A 17,599-nucleotide genomic window follows, 5' to 3' on the forward strand; every position below is an offset into this window, starting at 1 on the left:
AACGGCCGCAATTGCGGCCGTTCGTCGCATTTCTGGCGCAGAACAGTGTCATTCGGCCGCAATTGCGGCTCTTTGACAGGTCGCGCACCCCGGTCACAAACGGGCCGGGCGGGTCAGCCGGCCAGTGGCGGTTTCACCGCGAGCACCGGGCACTCGGCACCGAGCAGCACCCGCTGGGAGACCGAGCCGAGGAGCAGCTTGCCGACCGCGGAGCGACGGCGGACGCCGATGACCAGCAGGGCCGCGTCGGCCTCCTCGGCGGCGGCCAGGATCAGCTCGGCGACGTCGCGCCCCATGGGCTGGTGCACCTCCCCGGCCACGCCACACTCCGCGAGCCGTCGCTCGAGTGCCTCGAGGTCCTCGGCGCAGGCGTAGGTGTCGTCGCCCAGGGCGCCGCCGCGGGTGGCGTTGACGACGAGCAGCCGGGCGTCGCGCACCCGGGCCTCCTCGAGGGCCGCGTCGAGTGCCGCCGTGCCGGGCGGGTCGGGGGAGTAGCCCACCACGATCGTCGTTCCCACAGTGCCCACCTCTCGCCTCGCCCGGAGCACCAGCATCGCATCCCTGTCGAGAACGGCCGCGGCCGTGTCCGATTCCCGCGAGAGCGAGCCGAGGACGTGAGGCAGGATGGGGTCATGCACCACGACCCGGAATCCTGCTACCGCGCGGTGAAGAGCCGTGACCGGCGCTTCGACGGCGTCTTCTACACCGGGGTCACCAGCACCGGGATCTACTGCCGGCCGTCCTGCCCGGCGCGGACCCCCGCGCTGCGCAACGTGCGGTTCTACCCGACGTCGGCGGCGGCCCAGGCCGCCGGCTTCCGGGCCTGCAAGCGCTGCCTCCCCGACGCCACCCCGGGCAGCCCGGACTGGGACGTGGCCGCCGACGTCGCGGGGCGGGCCATGCGGCTGATCGCGGACGGTGTCGTGGACCGCGAGGGCGTCGACGGACTGGCGGCCCGGGTCGGCTACACGCCACGCCACCTCAGCCGGCTGCTCAGCGCGCAGCTCGGAGCCGGGCCGCTGGCCCTGGCCCGGGCACGTCGCGCCCAGACCGCGCGCACGCTCATCGAGACCACCGGCCTCGGGTTCGCCGACGTCGCCCACGCCGCCGGCTTCTCCAGCGTCCGCCAGTTCAACGAGACCGTGCGCGAGGTCTACGCGACCTCGCCCACCCGTCTGCGCGGCCGGCGGGGAGGGGACGCCACGTCGGGCCAGCTCACGCTCCGGCTGGCGGTCCGCACCCCGTTCGCCGGCCGCGCCCTGCTCGACTTCCTGGCCCACCACGTCGTCACCGGGGTCGAGGTGGCCGGCGACGGGTGGTACGCCCGCACCCTCGACCTGCCGCACGGCCCGGGCACGCTGCGCCTGGAGCTGGCCGACCACCGCGTCGCGGGCGAGACCGCCTTCGTCCGGGCCACGCTCGGGCTCGAGGACCTGCGCGACACCTCGGCCGCGGTCGAGCGGGCCCGCCGGCTCCTCGACGCCGACTGCGACCCGTTGGCGGTGGACGACCACCTCGCCGGCGACCCGGTCATCGGCGGGCTGGTGCGCGCCACCCCGGGGCTGCGGGTCCCGGGGCAGGTCGACGGCGACGAGACCGCGATCCGCACGGTCATCGGCCAGCAGGTCAGCGTCGCGGGGGCGCGCACCGTCACCGGCCGCCTGGTGGCAGCGCACGGCCGGCCGGTCGACACCCGCGTCCCCGGGCTCACCCACCTCTTCCCGACGGCCGACGCCCTGGCCGCGCTGGCACCCGAGGAGCTGCCGATGCCGCGCTCCCGCGGTCGGGCGCTGGTGGCCCTCTGCGGGCTGATCGCGGACGGGGACCTGTCGCTGGACCGTGGTCCGGACCGGGACGAGGTACGCCGCCGCCTGGTCGCGGTGCCCGGCATCGGACCCTGGACGGCCGACTACGTCGCCATGCGGGCCCTCGCCCACCCCGACGTGTTCCTGCCCACCGACATCGGTGTGCGCAACGCGCTGCGCGGGCTGGGTGACCCGACGCCCGAGGGCCCCAGGTCGGCCGATCCCGCAGCGCTGGCCGAGGCCTGGCGCCCGTGGCGCTCCTACGCGCTCATGCACCTGTGGAACACCCTGATGCCCGAGACCACCGCCGACACCGAGGAGTGCTGAGATGTGGACCGTGATGGAGTCCCCCGTGGGGGAGCTGAGGATCGTCGAGCGGCACGGATCGCTCGCGGCGATCGAGTTCGCGCCGTTCCACCCGCCCGGTGACGGCCGCCCGCTCGGTGCGCGGGCCGACGACGACCCGCTCCTGGACCGCGCCGTCCGGCAGCTGACGGCGTACTTCGCGGGGGAGCTGACCGTCTTCGACCTGCCCCTCGCTCCGGTCGGCACCGAGTTCCAGCAGCGGGTCTGGAAGGAGCTGCTGGAGATCGGCTACGGCCGCACCGCGTCGTACGGCGAGATCGCGCACCGGCTCGGCCACACCAACGCCGCGTCCCGAGCGGTCGGACTGGCGAACGGCCGCAACCCGATCCCGATCGTGATCCCGTGCCACCGGGTGATCGGGGCGAACGGCACGCTCACCGGGTACGCCGGCGGGCTGGAGCGCAAGCAGACCCTGCTGGACCTCGAGCAGGAGTCGCTGTTCTGAGCCGGCCGGCCGACCCCCGTGCACGGGCCGTCACGGGTGGGGTGCTGTCGGTCGGCCTGGGCGCCGGCCTGTTCGCGGCGCTCCTGGCCGGACAGGGACGACGGGTGCGGGCCCGCATCGCGTGCCTGCCCGCGGCCGTCGAGCCGGACGGCCGGCACGGGCGACCCGCCGACCCGCCCTGGCACCTGGTGGTGCTCGGGGACTCGGTCGCCGCGGGGGTCGGCGTTCCCCACCACGGGGTGTCGTTGGCCGGCCTCCTCGCCGAGCGCCTGGTCGGCTCGACGTCCGGCTCGACGATGGGGCCGACGTCCGGGAGCAGGTGCGTACGGCGCTCGGTCGTCGCCGGCGCCGGGCTGACCGCGGCCGGTGTCCTCGCGGCCGCCGAGGAGTGCGGCGACCTCGCGACGGCTGACGCCGTGGTGGTCTCGGTGGGGGTCAACGACACCAAGAACCTGCACTCGGTCCGGCGCTGGAGGCGTGAGCTCACGGCGCTGCTGGACGGCGTCACCCGAGCCGCCCCGGGCACGCCGGTGGTGCTGCTGGGGATCCCGCCGCTGCACCGGTTCGTGGCGCTGCCCGCGCCGTTGCGGCACGTCCTGGGCGCGCGCGGTCGGCGTCTGGACGGCATCGGACGGAGGGTGGCCACGGGGTTCCCCGCCGTGCGCCGGGTCGAGCTCGACGACCCCGACCTGCTCGTCGTCCCCGACCCGTTCGCCGTGGACGGCTTCCATCCCTCGGAGCGACTCCACGCGGCGTTCGCCGAGCGGATCCACCGGGTGCTGGGCGAGGTGCCGACGTCCGGGTAGGCCCGGACCCGGCCCACTACTCCGCGGCGGCCCTCCGCAGCGACTCCGAGAGCCGCTCGGCGGCGGCGAGCACGGCCGGCGCGTGCATCCGGCCCGGCTGGCGGGAGAGCCGCTCCAGGGGGCCGGAGACGGAGACGGCCGCGATGATCTTGCCGCTGGGGGAGCGGACCGGTGCCGAGACCGAGGCCACGCCCTGCTCCCGCTCGCCGACGGACTGGGCCCAGCCGCGGCGCCGGATCCCGGACAGCGCGGTCGCCGAGTAGGCGGCGTTCTGCAGGCCCCGGTGCATGCGCTCGGGGTCCTCCCACGCCAGCAGCACCTGGGCGGCCGAACCGGCCCGCATCGTCAGCTGGGAGCCGACCGGGATGGTGTCCCGCAGCCCGCTGGGCCGCTCGGCGGCGGCCACGCAGACCCGGTGCTCGCCCTGGCGCCGCCACAGCTGGGCCGACTCGCCGGTGATGTCCCGGAGCCGGGCCAGGACCGGGCCGGCGGCGGCGAGCAGCCGGTCCTCGCCGGCCGCGGCGGAGAGCTCGGCCAGCCGCGGACCCAGCACGAAGCGTCCCTGCAGGTCGCGTGCGACCAGGCGGTGGTGCTCGAGGGCGACGGCCAGACGGTGCGCCGTGGGCCGGGCCAGCCCGGTGCCGGCGACGAGTCCGGCCAGGGTCGCCGGCCCGGCCTCCAGGGCGGCGAGCACCAGGGCGGCCTTGTCGAGCACTCCGACTCCGCTAGTGTTGTCCATATGGCAATACTGCCGTCTCAGATCATGGGATGCAAGCGCTAGCATGTGTGACCTGAGGATCCAGTCGAAGCGGGATGCAGGAGGAGTCATGGGTCGGACCCTGGCGGAGAAGGTGTGGGACGAGCACGTCGTCCGGAGTGCGCAGGGCGAGCCGGACCTGCTCTACATCGACCTCCATCTCATCCACGAGGTGACCTCCCCTCAGGCCTTCGAGGGTCTGCGCCTGGCCGGCCGGGAGGTCCGCCGCCCGGACCTGACGCTGGCCACCGAGGACCACAACGTCCCCACCCTCGACTGGGACAAGCCGATCGCGGACCCGGTCTCGCGCACCCAGGTCGACACGCTGCGCCGCAACGCCGGGGAGTTCGGCGTCCGGCTGCACCCGCTCGGCGACGTCGAGCAGGGCATCGTGCACGTGGTCGGTCCGCAGCTCGGCCTGACCCAGCCGGGGATGACGATCGTCTGCGGGGACTCGCACACCAGCACCCACGGCGCCTTCGGCGCGATCGCGTTCGGGATCGGCACGTCGGAGGTCGAGCACGTGCTGGCCACGCAGACCCTCATGCAGGCGAAGCCGAAGACGATGTCGGTCACGATCGACGGCAGCCTCCCGGCCGGGGTGACCGCGAAGGACATGGTCCTCACCCTCATCGCGCACACGGGCACCGGCGGCGGCCAGGGCTACATCGTGGAGTACCGCGGGCAGGCCATCGAGGAGCTGTCGATGGAGGGCCGGATGACGGTCTGCAACATGTCCATCGAGTGGGGCGCCAAGGCCGGCCTGATCGCCCCCGACGAGACCACCTTCGCCTACATCGAGGGCCGCCCCGAGGCGCCGCGCGGCGCGGACTGGGAGGCCGCCGTCGCGCACTGGCGGACGCTGGTCACCGACGACGACGCCACGTTCGACAAGGAGATCGTGCTCGACGCCTCGACGATGACGCCGTTCGTGACCTGGGGCACCAACCCCGGTCAGGGCGTGCCGCTGGGGGGCACGGTGCCGGCCCCCGAGGACTTCGAGGAGCCGAACGCCCGGGTCGCCACCGAGAAGGCCCTGGAGTACATGGGCCTGACCGCCGGCACGCCGATGCGCGACATCCGCGTCGACACCGTCTTCGTCGGCTCGTGCACCAACGGCCGGATCGAGGACCTGCGACTGGCCGCGGAGGTGATCCGCGGTCACCGGGTCGCCGCCGGGACCCGGCTGCTGGTCGTCCCCGGCTCGGTCCGGGTCCGGCTGCAGGCCGAGGAGGAGGGACTGGACCTGGTGTTCAAGGAGGCGGGAGCCGAGTGGCGGGGTGCCGGGTGCTCGATGTGCCTCGGCATGAACCCGGACCAGCTGGCCCCCCAGGAGCGCAGCGCCTCGACCTCCAACCGCAACTTCGAGGGCCGTCAGGGCAAGGGCGGTCGCACCCACCTGGTGTCCGTGCCGGTCGCGGCCGCGACGGCGGTCCGCGGCACCCTGTCCTCGCCCGCAGACCTGGGCCCGACCACCGAGGGAGACGACTGAGATGGACGCGTTCACCACCCACACCGGCGTCGGGGTCCCGCTGCGCCGCAGCAACGTCGACACCGACCAGATCATCCCCGCGGTCTACCTCAAGCGGGTCACCCGCACCGGCTTCGAGGACGGGCTCTTCGCGGCCTGGCGCAACGACCCGGACTTCGTGCTCAACCGCAGCGCGTACGCCGCCGGCTCGGTGCTGGTGGCCGGCCCGGACTTCGGCACCGGCTCCTCGCGCGAGCACGCCGTGTGGGCGCTGCAGAACTACGGGTTCAAGGCCGTGATCTCGGCCCGGTTCGCCGACATCTTCCGAGGCAACGCGGGCAAGGCCGGCCTGCTGGCCGCCGAGGTCGACGACAAGGTCGTGCAGAGGCTCTGGGAGCACCTCGAGGCGAACCCGGGCGCGAGCGTCACCGTGGACCTGACGTCGAGGACGGTCCGCGCCGGGGAGGGCGAGGAGGCGATCGTCGACTCGTTCGACATCGACGACTACACCCGCTGGCGGCTCCTCGAGGGTCTCGACGACATCGGGATCACCCTCGGTCACGACGCCGACATCGCGGCGTACGAGGCGGGTCGGCCGGCCTGGAAGCCGGCCACCCAGCATGCTCGCTGACTGATCGGGCACCGGGAGGGCTCCGACCCGTCCCGGCCTCGCGCCGGTCCGGGAGAGCGCGAAGGAAGGTGTCGCATGCCCGAGCTCACGTCCCACGACCTGACCCTGCACTACGAGGACACCGGCGGTGACGGCCGCCCGGTCGTGCTGATCCACGGCTGGCCGCTGAGCGGGGCCTCGTGGGCGCACCAGGTGCCGGCCCTCTCCGGCGCCGGCTACCGGGTGATCACCTACGACCGCCGCGGCTTCGGCGAGTCGGAGAAGCCGGAGACCGGCTACGACTACGACACCCTCGCCGCGGACCTGGACGCGCTGCTCACCGAGCTCGACCTCGAACAGGTCACGCTGGTCGGCTTCTCGATGGGCGGCGGCGAGGTGGCGCGCTACGTCGGCCGGTACGGCGAGCAGCGGCTCGCGTCCGTCGTGTTCGCCGGTGCCGTCCCGCCGTACCTGCTGAAGACCGACGACAACCCCGAGGGTGGGCTGGGCGACGACGACGCGCACGGCATGGAGCAGGGCGTGGCCAGCGACCGCACGGGGTTCCTCGAGGGCTTCATGCCCGCGTTCTTCTCCGCGGGGGAGGAGCTGAAGGTCAGCGAGGAGCAGGTGCAGGAGGCGCTGGCGATGGCCGAGCCGGCCCGGGACGAGGCGGTGCTGCTCTGCATCGGCTCGTTTGCGCGCACCGACTTCCGCGAGGACCTGGCCGAGATCCGGGTGCCGGCGCTGGTGCTGCACGGAGGCAGCGACGGGATCGTGCCCTTCGAGGTCTCGGGCCGGCGCACCCACGAGTCCGTCGCCGGCAGCTCGTTGGTCGTGATCGACGGCGGGCCGCACGGTTTCAACGTCAGTCACGCCGACGAGTTCAACACCGCGCTATTGGACTTCCTGGCAACCTCGACGTCGGGCGACTGACCCAGCCTGTGACGAATTCCCTTGTGTGCAAGGGAAAAGTCCCAAAGAGTCCCGGCCGCGACGCGGCCGGGACTCCTCCATTTGGGCGATTCGCCGACGGAACGCCCAGAAAATAGGCCACTGTTGAGCGCGCGTGGTGATTGTGGCGAGGGCCACGAATACCTAGCGTGCGTTTAGGAAAGTCGGTCATGAGTCCGGCTTCAGGCGTTCATTGGAAGGGAAACTAGTGAACAAGTCACAACTCATCGACGCGCTCTCCGCGCGATACGAGGGGAACCGCAAGGCGGCGTCTCACGCGCTCGAGTCCGTCCTGGACACGATCACTCGCGAGGTGGCCCGCGGCGAGAAGGTCGCGATCACGGGCTTCGGCTCGTTCGAGAAGCGGGTCCGCGAGGCGCGGTGGGTGCGCAACCCCCGCACCGGCGAGCGCATGAAGGCCAAGAAGACCGCCGTGCCCAAGTTCACCCCGGGGGCGGACCTCAAGAACGTCATCTCCGGAGCCAAGAAGCTGCCGAAGCTGTCTGCGGTGCAGAAGGCGACCGCCCCGGCCCGCAAGGCGGCCGCCGCGGCGACCGCGCCGGCGCGTGCCGCCGCGGGGGCGGCGAAGAAGAGCACCGCCAAGAAGGCGCCGGCCAAGAAGGCGTCGACGACCAAGTCCACGGCCTCGACGTCGACGGCCAAGAAGGCTCCTGCCAAGAAGACCGCCACGAAGTCGACGGCAACGAAGTCGACGGCCAAGAAGGCGCCCGCGAAGAAGTCCGCCGCGAAGAAGGCGCCGGCGAAGAAGACGTCGGCCTCCAAGTCGACGGCCTCGTCGTCGACGGCGAAGAAGGCACCTGCGAAGAAGTCCACCGCGAAGAAGGCGCCCGCCAAGAAGGCTCCTGCGAAGAAGGCCCCTGCCAAGAAGTCCACTGCGAAGAAGGCCCCCGCCAAGAAGGCCTGAACCTCTCAGTGCGTCGTGCGGCGCCCCACTGCCGAGTCCCGGCGGTCGGGCGCCGCGCGGCGTCCGGGGGCGGTCACCTGCCGCTGGCCAGGGCGGTCTCCGTCCCGACCCCCAGCACCAGCGCACGGCCCAGGTCGCCGACGTCGTCGACGTCGTGGCGCAGCGAGGCGATCCGCCCGGGGATCTCGGTGGCACCGGCCCGCAGGTGTGCCGCTCTCGAGCCCACGCCGAAGTGCGGGTCGAAGTGCCCGACGGCTGCGGCGTACATCGTCGTCCCGGTCCCGTGGGCGTCGGCCACGAACGCGGCTCCTCCCGCCGGGACCTGTGCCAGCGCGCCCGCCAGGTCCTCGGGTCGCAGCGCGGGCAGGTCCGCGCACAACGCGGCCAGCCCGGAGCCCGGCCAGCGGCGCACGGCCTCGTGGGCGGCCTGGACCAGCGTCGCGTTCAGGTCCCCGCTCACCCCGTCCGGCAGCACGGTGCACCCCCGCTCGCGGGCGGTCGCCGCGAACGCGTGGTCGTCGGTCACCACCATCACCTCGCCCACCGAGGCGGTGGCGCGGGCGGCCGTGATCGTGTCCAGGGCGAAGGCGGCCGCCAGCCGCTGCCGCTGGTCGTCGGGCAGGCCCGCCAGCCGGGACTTGCCGCGCACCGGCGGCTTCACCGGCACCAGGACGGTGAAGGAGGTCGCTGCGGTGGTCACCCGGGAATCCTGCCACCACGCCGACCGGCAGCGCGGACCACGCTCCCCGGGGCGGAGTGCCGGTAGCCTGCTCGCGGACCCGGCGCCTGGCGCGATGGCCGCCGACGACGAAGGGGGAACGGTGAGGCGCAGGCTCGACCGACCCCGGGGCTGGGCGTTCACGCTCGGGGTGGCGATCGTGAAGCCGCTGATGCTCGCCACCACGCGCCGCACCTGGCTGGGCGGGGAGAACATCCCGGCCACGGGCGGCTGCGTGCTGGTCGTCAACCACGTCTCGCACGCCGACCCGCTGACCACCGCGCACCTCGTCTACGACCACGGTCGGCTGCCCCGCTACCTGGCCAAGTCCGGGCTCTTCGACAACGGCCTGCTGGCGTACTTCCTGCGCAGCGCCGGCCAGATCCCGGTGAAGCGACTCTCCACCGAGGCGGGGAGCGCGTACGACGCGGCGGTCGCCGCGGTCCGGGCCGGGGAGTGCGTCGTGGTCTACCCCGAGGGGACGATCACGCGGGATCCGGACCTGTGGCCCATGACCGGCCGGACCGGTGCCGCCCGGATCGCGCTGACAACCGGGTGCCCGGTGATCCCGGTGGCGCACTGGGGGGTGCAGGACCTGCTGCCGCCGTACGGCAGGCCGCGACCGTTCCCGCGGAAGCGGGTGACCTACCGGGTGGGCCCGCCGCTCGCGCTGGACGACCTGCTCGCCGACGGCCCGACCCCGGCCGCGACCCGCGCGGCCACGGACCGGATCATGGCAGCCATCACCGGGCTCCTCGAGGAGCTCCGGGGAGGGTCGGCCCCGGCCCGGCGCTTCGACCCCCGCAGCTCCGGCGTCCGGGAGATCGGCAACCCGAACCGGCGGCGGACCACTCAGCACAGGACCAGGCACAAGAAGGGCAGGCGCGGAGAATGAAGGTGGCGGTGTTCGGGGCAGGCTCGTGGGGCACGGCGTTCTCGCTCGTGCTCGCGGACGCCGGGAGCGAGGTGACCATGTGGGGTCGTCGTCAGGACGTGTGCGACACCATCAACGAGCGTCGCGAGAACTCCGACTACCTGCCGGGGATCGAGCTGCCCCCGGCGGTGCGGGCCACGCACGACCCGGAGGAGGCGCTGGCCGATGCCGGCGTGGTGGTGCTCGCGGTGCCGTCGCAGAGCCTCCGGGAGAACCTCACCGAGTGGGCGCCGTACGTCCCGCGGGACGCCGTGCTGGTCTCGCTCATGAAGGGCGTCGAGCTCGGCACGGTCAAGCGCATGAGCGAGGTCATCGCCGAGGTCACCGACGCCGGCCCGGAGCGGATCGCGGTCGTCAGCGGGCCGAACCTGGCCAAGGAGATCGCCCGCCGGGAGCCGGCCGCCTCCGTGGTCGCGTGCGCGGACGAGGCGGTCGCCCAACGCCTCCAGCAGCTGTGCCACTCGAAGGCGTTCCGGCCCTACACCTCCTCCGACGTGCTCGGCTGCGAGCTGGGCGGCGCCTACAAGAACGTCGTGGGTCTCAGCGTCGGCATGGCCGTCGGGCTCGGCTTCGGCGACAACACCACGGCCTCGGTGATCACCCGCGGCCTGGCCGAGACGGCGCGGCTGGCCTACGCACTCGGCGCGGACCCGCTCACCCTGATGGGGCTGGCCGGTCTCGGGGACCTGGTGGCCACCTGCTCCTCGCCGCTCTCGCGGAACCGCACGTTCGGGGAGAAGCTCGGTCAGGGGATGACCACCGACGAGATCTACGCCTCGACCCGGCAGGTCGCCGAGGGCGCCAAGTCGTGCTCGTCGATCCTCGACCTGGCCCGGCGCAACGGCGTGGACGCCCCGATCGCCCAGCACGTCGACGCGGTGGTCGCCGGGCGGATGACCGCCAACGAGATGATGGACGCCTTCATCGCCCGCGACCCGAAGGCCGAGCGCGACTGAGGGGCGCCGCACTCAGGTGAGGGCGTCGAGGGCCCGCTCGAGGTCCGCCCAGAGGTCCTCGACGTCCTCGATCCCGACCGAGAGGCGCACCAGGGCGTCCGGGATCGTGGCCGCCTCCGCCTTCCAGCGGCGCCGGCGCTCGAAGGTCGACTCGACGCCTCCGAGGCTGGTCGTGTGCACCCAGAGGCTGGTCTTGCGGGTCAGGAGGTCCGCGGCCATCGCGCCCTGGGCGAGCACGATCGAGACGATCCCGCCGGACCCGGGGTAGCGCACCTCGCCGACGGCGGGGTGTCCCTCGAGGCGGCCGGCCAGCTCGCGGGCGTTGGCCTGCGCCCGCTCCACCCGCAGGTGCAGCGTGCGGAGCCCGCGCAGGGCGAGCCAGGCCTCGAGGGTGCCGGGCACCGCGCCGACCAGGTCGCGGCGCTGTTTCAGCACGCCGTAGAGCTCGTCGTCGTTGGTCACCACGGCGCCGAGCAGCACGTCGCTGTGGCCGGAGAGGTACTTCGTCGCCGAGTGCACGACCAGGTCCACCCCGTCGGTCAGCGGCTGCTGGAGGACCGGCGTGGCGAAGGTGTTGTCGACGACCACGTAGGCCCCGGCGTCGTGCGCCGCGGCGCGGATCGTCGGGATGTCGGCGACCTCCAGCGCCGGGTTGGTCGGGGACTCCAGCCACACCAGCGCCGCGTCGGCGCAGGCGGCGACGACCTCGTCGGTGTCGGTGATGTCGACCAGCACCGCCTCCAGGCGGCCGCGGGCCTCGAGGTCGGCGAGCTGCATGACCGTCCCCGTGTAGGAGTGCCGCGGGGCCACGACCCTCCCACCGGCTCCGACCAGGTCGAGGATCGTCGCCACGGCCGACAGGCCGGTCGCGAACGACAGGCACCGGCCGCCCTCGAGGGCGCCGAGGGCCTCCTCGAACGCCGCCCAGGTCGGGTTGCCGTAGCGGCCGTACTCCACCTCGCCGCCGGCGACGTACGTCGAGGCCATCGTGATCGGCTCGTTGAGGGGGTTGTCGGCGACCCGCTCGGGGCGTCCGGCGGTCACCGCGAGCGTCGCGGGGCGCAGGCCGGTGGGCTGGGGCAGATCGGGGGAGGTGTCGGGCATGGGAGAAGCCTAGGTGGCGCGGTGTGCGACATGATGGGGCCCGTGACCGACCTGCCTGCCGACCCCGACCTCGCCCGCGACGTGGACGCCTGCTGCCGCCTGCACGGCCGGTTCACGCTGCGTTCGGGACAGGTCGCCTCGGAGTATTTCGACAAGTATCTCTTCGAGTCCGACCCCGCCCTGCTCGCCCGGGTGGCGGCGCAGATGGAGGGCCTCGTGCCCGCGGGGACCGACCTGCTCGGCGGCCTCGAGCTCGGCGGTGTGCCGATCGCGACCATGGTCTCGGCGCGCACCGGGCTGCCGGCGCTCTTCGTGCGGAAGAAGGCGAAGGAGTACGGCACCTGCAAGCTCGCCGAGGGGCCGGAGGTGGCAGGCCGCCGGGTGACGATCGTCGAGGACGTCATCACCACCGGCGGGGCGGTCCGGGACGCGACCCTGGCCCTCCGGGAGGCGGGGGCGGTGGTCGAGGTCGTGGTCTGCGCGATCGACCGGAGCCCGGTGGGGGAGAGCCCGCTCGCCGACGTCGGGCTCGAGGTGCGCCCGGTGCTGACCCGGGCCGAGCTCGACGCCGCCCGCGGGTAGGGTCGCGCCGATGTCCCACGACTCCACGACCCCTCCCACCACCGACCCCGCTCACCGGCCGCGCGTCGCCGTCGTCTTCGGCGGCCGCTCCAGCGAGCACGTGATCTCGTGCGCGACCGCCGGGAGCGTGCTGGCCGCCATCGACCGGGAGAAGTACGACGTGGTGCCGATCGGCATCGCCCAGGACGGCCGGTGGGTGCTCGACTCCGGGGACCCCGAGCGACTGCGGATCAGCGAGTCCGGTGAGCTGCCACGGGTGGACGGGACCGGCGCCGGGGTGAGCCTGGCCCGGACCGCGCAGGCCACCGACCTGGTCGTCAGCGAGGCGTCCAGCCCGCCCCGGACGCTCGGCGAGGTCGACGTGGTCTTCCCGCTGCTGCACGGTCCCTGGGGTGAGGACGGCACCATCCAGGGGATGCTCGAGATGGCGGGGGTGCGCTACGTCGGCGCCGGCGTGCTGGCCTCGGCCGTGAGCATGGACAAGGCCTTCATGAAGGTGGTGCTGGGCGAGGCCGGGGTGCCGCTGATGCCGTCCTTCGCCATCACCGACCGTGCCTGGCGGCAGGACCGCGCGGGGTGCCGGGAGCGCGCCGCCGAGCTCGGCTACCCGCTCTTCGTCAAGCCCGCCCGCGGCGGCTCCAGCTTCGGCATCTCCAAGGTGCACGACGCCTCCGGGCTCGACGACGCCGTGGAGGAGGCACGCCGGCACGACCCCAAGGTGCTGGTCGAGGGCTTCGCCGCCGACGCCCGCGAGATCGAGTGCGGGGTGCTCGGCACGGTCGACGGGCCACCCGAGACCAGCCTTCCGGCCGAGGTCCGGGTCGGCGGCGACCACGAGTTCTACGACTTCGCGGCGAAGTACCTCCCCGAGGAGAGCACCAGCCTCGACGTGCCCGCCGACCTGCCCGACGAGGTCACCGCCACGATCCGAGCACTGGCCGCCCGGGTGTTCGACGCCGTCGGCTGCGAGGGCCTGGCCCGGGTCGACTTCTTCCTGCTGGCCGACGGCTCGCTCGTGGTGAACGAGCTCAACACGATGCCGGGCTTCACCCCCACCTCGATGTTCCCGCGCATGTGGGCGGCCACCGGGATGGACTACCCGGCGCTGGTCGAGCGGCTCATCGGGCTGGCACTGGCCCGCGACGCCGGGCTGCGCTGAGCCACCTCACACGCAGGGTCGGGCCAGCTCCAGGGTGTCGGCCACGACGGCCGAGAGCTCGACCAGGATCCCGGAGGGCGGTCGCCGCTCCGCCGGCACCAGCAGGCGCACCGCCGGCTCCACCCCGATCGTGGTCAGCTCGGCGTCCGCACCCTGGTCGGTGAGCTGTTCGTCGGGGACGTACCAGCCCACCCCGTCCACCTCCTCGCAGGCGGAGAACCGGGTGAACCCGTCCGGCTCGCCGACACCGCAGGTGACGGTGACCGCGGGGTCGCCCCAGGCGGCGCCGCGGGCCTCTGCCGGAGTGGTGTCGCGTCGCTCGGCGCCGTCGAGGTCGGCGGGCAGGGCCTCGACGAAGGCGGCACAGGCCCGTGCGGTGGCGTTGTCGACGGGTGGCGCGTCGATCTCGACGGGTCCGGCACAGCCGGCGAGCAGGAGCGCCGACGCGACGACGCCCCCTGCCCGCAGGGGCACGGGGCGTCGTCCGCCGGCGTCAGGTGGCACGGCGAGGTCGGGTCTGCGGACCCCTCAGATGTGCACGACCGGGCAGGTGAGCGTCCGGGTGATGCCGTCGAGGTTCTGCACCTTGGAGACCACGAGCTTGCCCAGCTCGTCGACGTTGCGGGCCTCGGCGCGCACGATCACGTCGTAGGGACCGGTGACGTCCTCGGCGAGCGTGACGCCCTTGACCTGGGCGATGGCGGTGGCGACCTCCGCGGCCTTGCCGACGTCGGTCTGGATCAGGATGTAGGCCTGGACGACCATCAGCGCTCCTTGGTCTTGGGGGGACTGGGCCCCGGGACATTGCGGTGCCAACCTACCGCCTCGCCCCCGCGTGTCGGTAGGTGCCCGCCGCGCCGCAGACTGGTGGGATGACCGGCATGCCCGCAGCCCCGTTCCCACCCGATGCGACCGTCTCGGACGCCGGTGAGTTCGGCCTGATCGCGGCGCTGCAGGAGATCTTCGAGCAGGGCGAGCACGTGCTGGTCGGCCCCGGTGACGACGCCGCCGTGCTGCGGGTCCGCACCGGCCACGTGGTGGTCTCGACCGACCTCATGGTGGAGGGCCGGCACTTCCGTCGGGACTGGGTCGACGCCGCCGACGTCGGTGCCCGGGCCGCGGCGCAGAACCTCTCCGACATCAACGCGATGGGCGGCACCGCCTCCTCCCTCACGGTCGGGCTGGCCGCGCCCGCCGACCTCCCGGCGGCCTGGGCGCTCGACTTCGCCCGTGGCTTCGCCGAGGAGTGCGCCAAGGTGGGCGCCTCGGTCGTCGGCGGCGACCTGACCCGCTCCGAGGTGCTGGTGATCTCGGTGACGGTGCTCGGCGCCTGCACGGTCGCACCGGTGCTGCGCTCGGGTGCGGCCGCGGGGGACGTGCTCGCGCTCGTGGGTCGGCAGGGCTGGGCCGCGGGCGGGCTGGCGGTGCTGGGCCGCGGGTTCCGCTCACCGCGGGTGCTGGTCGAGGCCTACCGCCGACCGGAGCCGCCGTACGCCGCCGGGCAGGTCGCCGCGGACGCGGGGGCGACCGCGATGATCGACGTCTCCGACGGGCTGCTGGCCGACGCGGCGCACGTCGCCGACGCCTCGGGCGTCGCGCTCGACGTCCGCCGGGAGGCCTTCGCCGTGCCGGAGCCGCTCCAGGCGGTCGGAGCCGCGCTCGGCGCGGACCCGCTCGGCTTCATCCTGGGCGGCGGCGACGACCACCCGCTGCTGGCGACGTTCGCCACCGCGGCCGACGTGCCGACCGGGTGGCAGGTGATCGGCTCGGTCTCCGAGCGGGACCCCGACCAGCCGGCGGTCACCGTCGACGGGCAGGCGTACGACGGCCCGACCGGGTGGACGCACTTCTAGGGCCAGCGGGCCCGAGAGCGGCCGGAGGCCCCCACCCCTGGCGGGGCGAGGGCCTCTCGGCAGCTCGGTTCAGCGCGAGACCTTGCCCGCCTTCAGGCAGCCGGTGCACACGTTGAGGCGCTGGGGCGAGCCATTGACGGTCGCCCGGACGCGCTGGATGTTCGGGTTGAAGCGACGCTTCGTAATCTTGCGGGACCACGGCCGGTTGTGACCGAAGCCCGGCTTCTTGGCGCAGATGTCACAGACGGCAGCCACCGTGCACTCCTGGAAGATCGGAACTGGGACTTGACGGGCCCGGAGCAGGTGCAGGACACCGGCGCTCGGGCAACCGCACAAGAGTATCCGATGCCCTCGGCAACGCGGAAATCGCCGTCCGCCACTAGCCTGTGGGCTGTCCCCGGGGGCTGGCTCGGGGCTGGTTCACGGCTGGGCAGGGAAGACGGCTGGGCAGGGAAGAGCGGAGGTGTGCTGTGGGGAGTGCCCGCGCGACGTTCGAGCTGGGTGCCGTCCTGCGCTTCGTCGACCTGGCCGTCGCGGCGCTGGCCGACGCCCGTGAGGAGATCGACGCCCTCAACGTGTACCCGGTCCCCGACGGGGACACCGGCACCAACATGTTCCTCACCGTCTCCGCGGCCCGCGAGGCCCTCCAGGAGGCCACCGGCGGGGACCCCGGAGCAGACCTGTCGGCGGCCATGCAGGCGTTCTCCCGGGGCGCCCTGCTCGGTGCCCGGGGGAACTCGGGGGTGATCCTGTCGCAGATGCTCGGTGCCCTGGCCAACCGGATCGCCGGGGCGGGGTCGCAGGACCGGTCGGCCGCGGTGTTCGCCGCCGCGATGACCGAGGCCACCGATGCCAGCTACGCCGCGGTCGGCACCCCCGTCGAGGGCACCATCCTCACCGTGGCGCGGGCCGCCGCGGACGCCGCCACCGCCGCCGCGGAGGACCCGACCCTGCGGCTGGGGCCGGTCGTCGCCGCCGCCGCGGGCGCGGCCCGGGCCGCGCTCGCCGAGACCCCCACCCAGCTGCAGACCCTCGCCGATGCCGGCGTGGTCGACGCGGGCGGCCGGGGCCTGTGCGTGATCCTCGACGCGGCCGAGACCGCGCTCACGGGTCGGCGGCCGGTCGCCGCCTCCCGGCAGCCCGGCCGGGAGCTCGGCCGGCACCGGATCCCGGTGCCCATGCCGACCCACGACCTGACCCCCGGGGGCCCCGCCTACGAGGTGATGTACCTCCTCGACGCCGACGACGACGCGATCGGCACCCTGCGGGCCGCGCTGGCCCCGCTCGGCGACTCCCTGGTCGTGGTCGGCGGGGACGGGCTGTGGAACGTCCACGTGCACGTGGACGACGTCGGCGCCGCGCTGGAGGCCGGCCTCGAGGCCGGCCGGCCGCATCGGGTCCGGGTCACCCACTTCGCCGAGCAGGTCGCCGCCGCCGGGGAGAGCGGCACCGGTCGCACCGGCGGCGGCACCGTGCGGGACGGGCGGACGGTGGTGGCCGTGGCGGCCGGATCCGGGTTGCACGAGCTCTTCGCGCAGGCCGGGGCGGTCGTGGTCGACGGGGGACCGGGCCGCCGGCCGAGCACCGGCATGATCCTCGAGGCGATCGAGCGGTGCTCCGCGGCCGAGGTGGTCGTGCTGCCCAACGACCCGGACTCGGTGCGGGTGGCCGAGATCGCCGCGCGCACCGCGGAGGAGCAGGGCCGGGTCCGGGTCGCGGTGATCCCGAGCGTGGCGCAGGTCCAGGGCCTGGCCGCGATCGCGGTGCACGAGCCCGGCCGCTCCTTCGACCAGGACGTCCTGCACATGACCGCGACCGCCCGACACGCACGGCACGGTGCGGTCACCGTCGCCGTCCGGCAGGCGATCACGATGGCGGGTCCCTGCGAGCCGGGCGACGTGCTCGGGGTGATCGAGGGTGACTTCGCGATCGTCGGTCACGACCTCGAGACCGTGGCGACGGGAGTCATCGAGCGGCTCGTGGGCGGCGGGGGCGAGCTGGTGACGCTGGTCGCGGGCGAGGGGGCCACCGACCTGGCCGGCCGGTGCGCGGCCCATGTCGAGTCGCACCACCCCACGGTGGACGTGGTGGTGTACGACGGGGGGCAGGAGCGCTACCCCCTGCTCGTCGCCGTCGAATGAGGCCCAGGAGCCAGCC

Annotated in this window: 20 protein-coding genes; 13 read left to right on the forward strand and 7 right to left on the reverse strand. The window is 73.9% G+C overall.

Translation table 11 applies throughout. The features are described from left to right. Positions 1-113 precede the first annotated feature (113 nt). Positions 114-518, reverse strand: a complete 405-nt coding sequence (locus IE331_RS05100) for a universal stress protein (RefSeq protein ID WP_201931094.1) — start codon at positions 516-518, stop codon at positions 114-116. A gap of 114 nt (positions 519-632) precedes the next feature. On the opposite strand from IE331_RS05100, the gene IE331_RS05105 reads away from it, so the two are divergent. From IE331_RS05105 to IE331_RS05115, 3 genes are read left to right on the forward strand one after another with little or no spacing between them, the layout of a single operon-like run. Beyond that, the gene (locus IE331_RS05105) at positions 633-2,132 is read left to right on the forward strand and encodes a DNA-3-methyladenine glycosylase 2 family protein (RefSeq protein ID WP_192141076.1); all 1,500 of its coding nucleotides are present in this window, start codon (positions 633-635) and stop codon (positions 2,130-2,132) included. 1 nt (position 2,133) lies between these two features. Continuing rightward, the gene (locus IE331_RS05110; protein WP_192141078.1) at positions 2,134-2,616 is read left to right on the forward strand and encodes a methylated-DNA--[protein]-cysteine S-methyltransferase; all 483 of its coding nucleotides are present in this window, start codon (positions 2,134-2,136) and stop codon (positions 2,614-2,616) included. A gap of 41 nt (positions 2,617-2,657) precedes the next feature. Continuing rightward, the gene (locus IE331_RS05115; RefSeq protein ID WP_192141080.1) at positions 2,658-3,422 is read left to right on the forward strand and encodes an SGNH/GDSL hydrolase family protein; all 765 of its coding nucleotides are present in this window, start codon (positions 2,658-2,660) and stop codon (positions 3,420-3,422) included. Positions 3,423-3,438: 16 nt separating this feature from the next. On the opposite strand, the gene IE331_RS05120 is transcribed toward IE331_RS05115, so the two are convergent. Further along, positions 3,439-4,161, reverse strand: coding sequence for an IclR family transcriptional regulator (locus tag IE331_RS05120; protein ID WP_107700199.1), 723 nt, complete (start codon positions 4,159-4,161; stop codon positions 3,439-3,441). Positions 4,162-4,249: 88 nt separating this feature from the next. Here IE331_RS05120 and leuC point away from each other — a divergent pair, with 88 nt between their 5' ends. The 4 genes from leuC to IE331_RS05140 all read left to right on the forward strand — a co-directional run bounded on the left by leuC (position 4,250) and on the right by IE331_RS05140 (position 8,136). After that, the gene (gene leuC, locus IE331_RS05125; protein WP_192141082.1) at positions 4,250-5,671 is read left to right on the forward strand and encodes a 3-isopropylmalate dehydratase large subunit; all 1,422 of its coding nucleotides are present in this window, start codon (positions 4,250-4,252) and stop codon (positions 5,669-5,671) included. A 1-nt stretch (position 5,672) separates the two neighbouring features. Further along, a complete protein-coding gene (gene leuD / locus IE331_RS05130) occupies positions 5,673-6,281 on the forward strand; it encodes a 3-isopropylmalate dehydratase small subunit (protein WP_192141084.1) in 609 nt (202 codons plus the stop codon). A 75-nt stretch (positions 6,282-6,356) separates the two neighbouring features. Next, on the forward strand, positions 6,357-7,193 hold the full coding sequence (locus IE331_RS05135) for an alpha/beta fold hydrolase (RefSeq protein WP_192141086.1): 837 nt from the start codon (positions 6,357-6,359) through the stop codon (positions 7,191-7,193). 226 nt (positions 7,194-7,419) lie between these two features. Beyond that, a complete protein-coding gene (locus tag IE331_RS05140) occupies positions 7,420-8,136 on the forward strand; it encodes an HU family DNA-binding protein (protein WP_192141088.1) in 717 nt (238 codons plus the stop codon). A 73-nt stretch (positions 8,137-8,209) separates the two neighbouring features. Here IE331_RS05140 and cofC read toward each other — a convergent pair whose 3' ends face one another. Then, a complete protein-coding gene (cofC, locus tag IE331_RS05145) occupies positions 8,210-8,836 on the reverse strand; it encodes a 2-phospho-L-lactate guanylyltransferase (RefSeq protein ID WP_201931097.1) in 627 nt (208 codons plus the stop codon). Positions 8,837-8,957: 121 nt separating this feature from the next. Between cofC and IE331_RS05150 the strand changes: the two genes are divergently transcribed. Both IE331_RS05150 and IE331_RS05155 read left to right on the forward strand, forming a co-directional pair. Then, positions 8,958-9,749, forward strand: coding sequence for a lysophospholipid acyltransferase family protein (locus tag IE331_RS05150; protein WP_192141813.1), 792 nt, complete (start codon positions 8,958-8,960; stop codon positions 9,747-9,749). Then, a complete protein-coding gene (locus tag IE331_RS05155; RefSeq protein WP_192141092.1) occupies positions 9,746-10,744 on the forward strand; it encodes an NAD(P)H-dependent glycerol-3-phosphate dehydrogenase in 999 nt (332 codons plus the stop codon). The genes IE331_RS05150 and IE331_RS05155 overlap by 4 nt, the downstream gene beginning before the upstream one ends. A 12-nt stretch (positions 10,745-10,756) precedes the next feature. Here IE331_RS05155 and IE331_RS05160 read toward each other — a convergent pair whose 3' ends face one another. After that, positions 10,757-11,848, reverse strand: coding sequence for a trans-sulfuration enzyme family protein (locus IE331_RS05160; protein WP_192141094.1), 1,092 nt, complete (start codon positions 11,846-11,848; stop codon positions 10,757-10,759). 42 nt (positions 11,849-11,890) lie between these two features. Here IE331_RS05160 and pyrE point away from each other — a divergent pair, with 42 nt between their 5' ends. Then, entirely contained in the window at positions 11,891-12,430 is a 540-nt protein-coding gene (gene pyrE / locus IE331_RS05165; protein WP_201931099.1) for an orotate phosphoribosyltransferase, read from the forward strand. Positions 12,431-12,440: 10 nt separating this feature from the next. Then, positions 12,441-13,589, forward strand: coding sequence for a D-alanine--D-alanine ligase family protein (locus tag IE331_RS05170; protein ID WP_192141096.1), 1,149 nt, complete (start codon positions 12,441-12,443; stop codon positions 13,587-13,589). Between the two features lie 6 nt (positions 13,590-13,595). Here IE331_RS05170 and IE331_RS05175 read toward each other — a convergent pair whose 3' ends face one another. Next, positions 13,596-14,063 (reverse strand): DUF3515 domain-containing protein, encoded by a 468-nt coding sequence (locus IE331_RS05175; RefSeq protein ID WP_192141098.1) that lies wholly within the window; start codon positions 14,061-14,063, stop codon positions 13,596-13,598. Positions 14,064-14,117: 54 nt separating this feature from the next. Further along, the gene (locus IE331_RS05180; protein WP_028645383.1) at positions 14,118-14,354 is read right to left on the reverse strand and encodes an Lrp/AsnC family transcriptional regulator; all 237 of its coding nucleotides are present in this window, start codon (positions 14,352-14,354) and stop codon (positions 14,118-14,120) included. 116 nt (positions 14,355-14,470) lie between these two features. Between IE331_RS05180 and IE331_RS05185 the strand changes: the two genes are divergently transcribed. Further along, positions 14,471-15,442, forward strand: a complete 972-nt coding sequence (locus tag IE331_RS05185) for a thiamine-phosphate kinase (protein ID WP_192141742.1) — start codon at positions 14,471-14,473, stop codon at positions 15,440-15,442. Positions 15,443-15,511: 69 nt separating this feature from the next. Here IE331_RS05185 and rpmB read toward each other — a convergent pair whose 3' ends face one another. After that, positions 15,512-15,697 carry a 50S ribosomal protein L28 gene (gene rpmB / locus IE331_RS05190; protein WP_192141100.1) on the reverse strand — a complete coding sequence of 62 codons (186 nt, stop codon included), beginning with the start codon at positions 15,695-15,697 and terminating at the stop codon, positions 15,512-15,514. 215 nt (positions 15,698-15,912) lie between these two features. Between rpmB and IE331_RS05195 the strand changes: the two genes are divergently transcribed. Further along, a complete protein-coding gene (locus IE331_RS05195) occupies positions 15,913-17,583 on the forward strand; it encodes a DAK2 domain-containing protein (RefSeq protein WP_201931103.1) in 1,671 nt (556 codons plus the stop codon). Positions 17,584-17,599 lie beyond the last annotated feature (16 nt).

This window comes from Nocardioides donggukensis (assembly GCF_014842875.1).
GTDB lineage: Bacteria > Actinomycetota > Actinomycetes > Propionibacteriales > Nocardioidaceae > Nocardioides > Nocardioides donggukensis.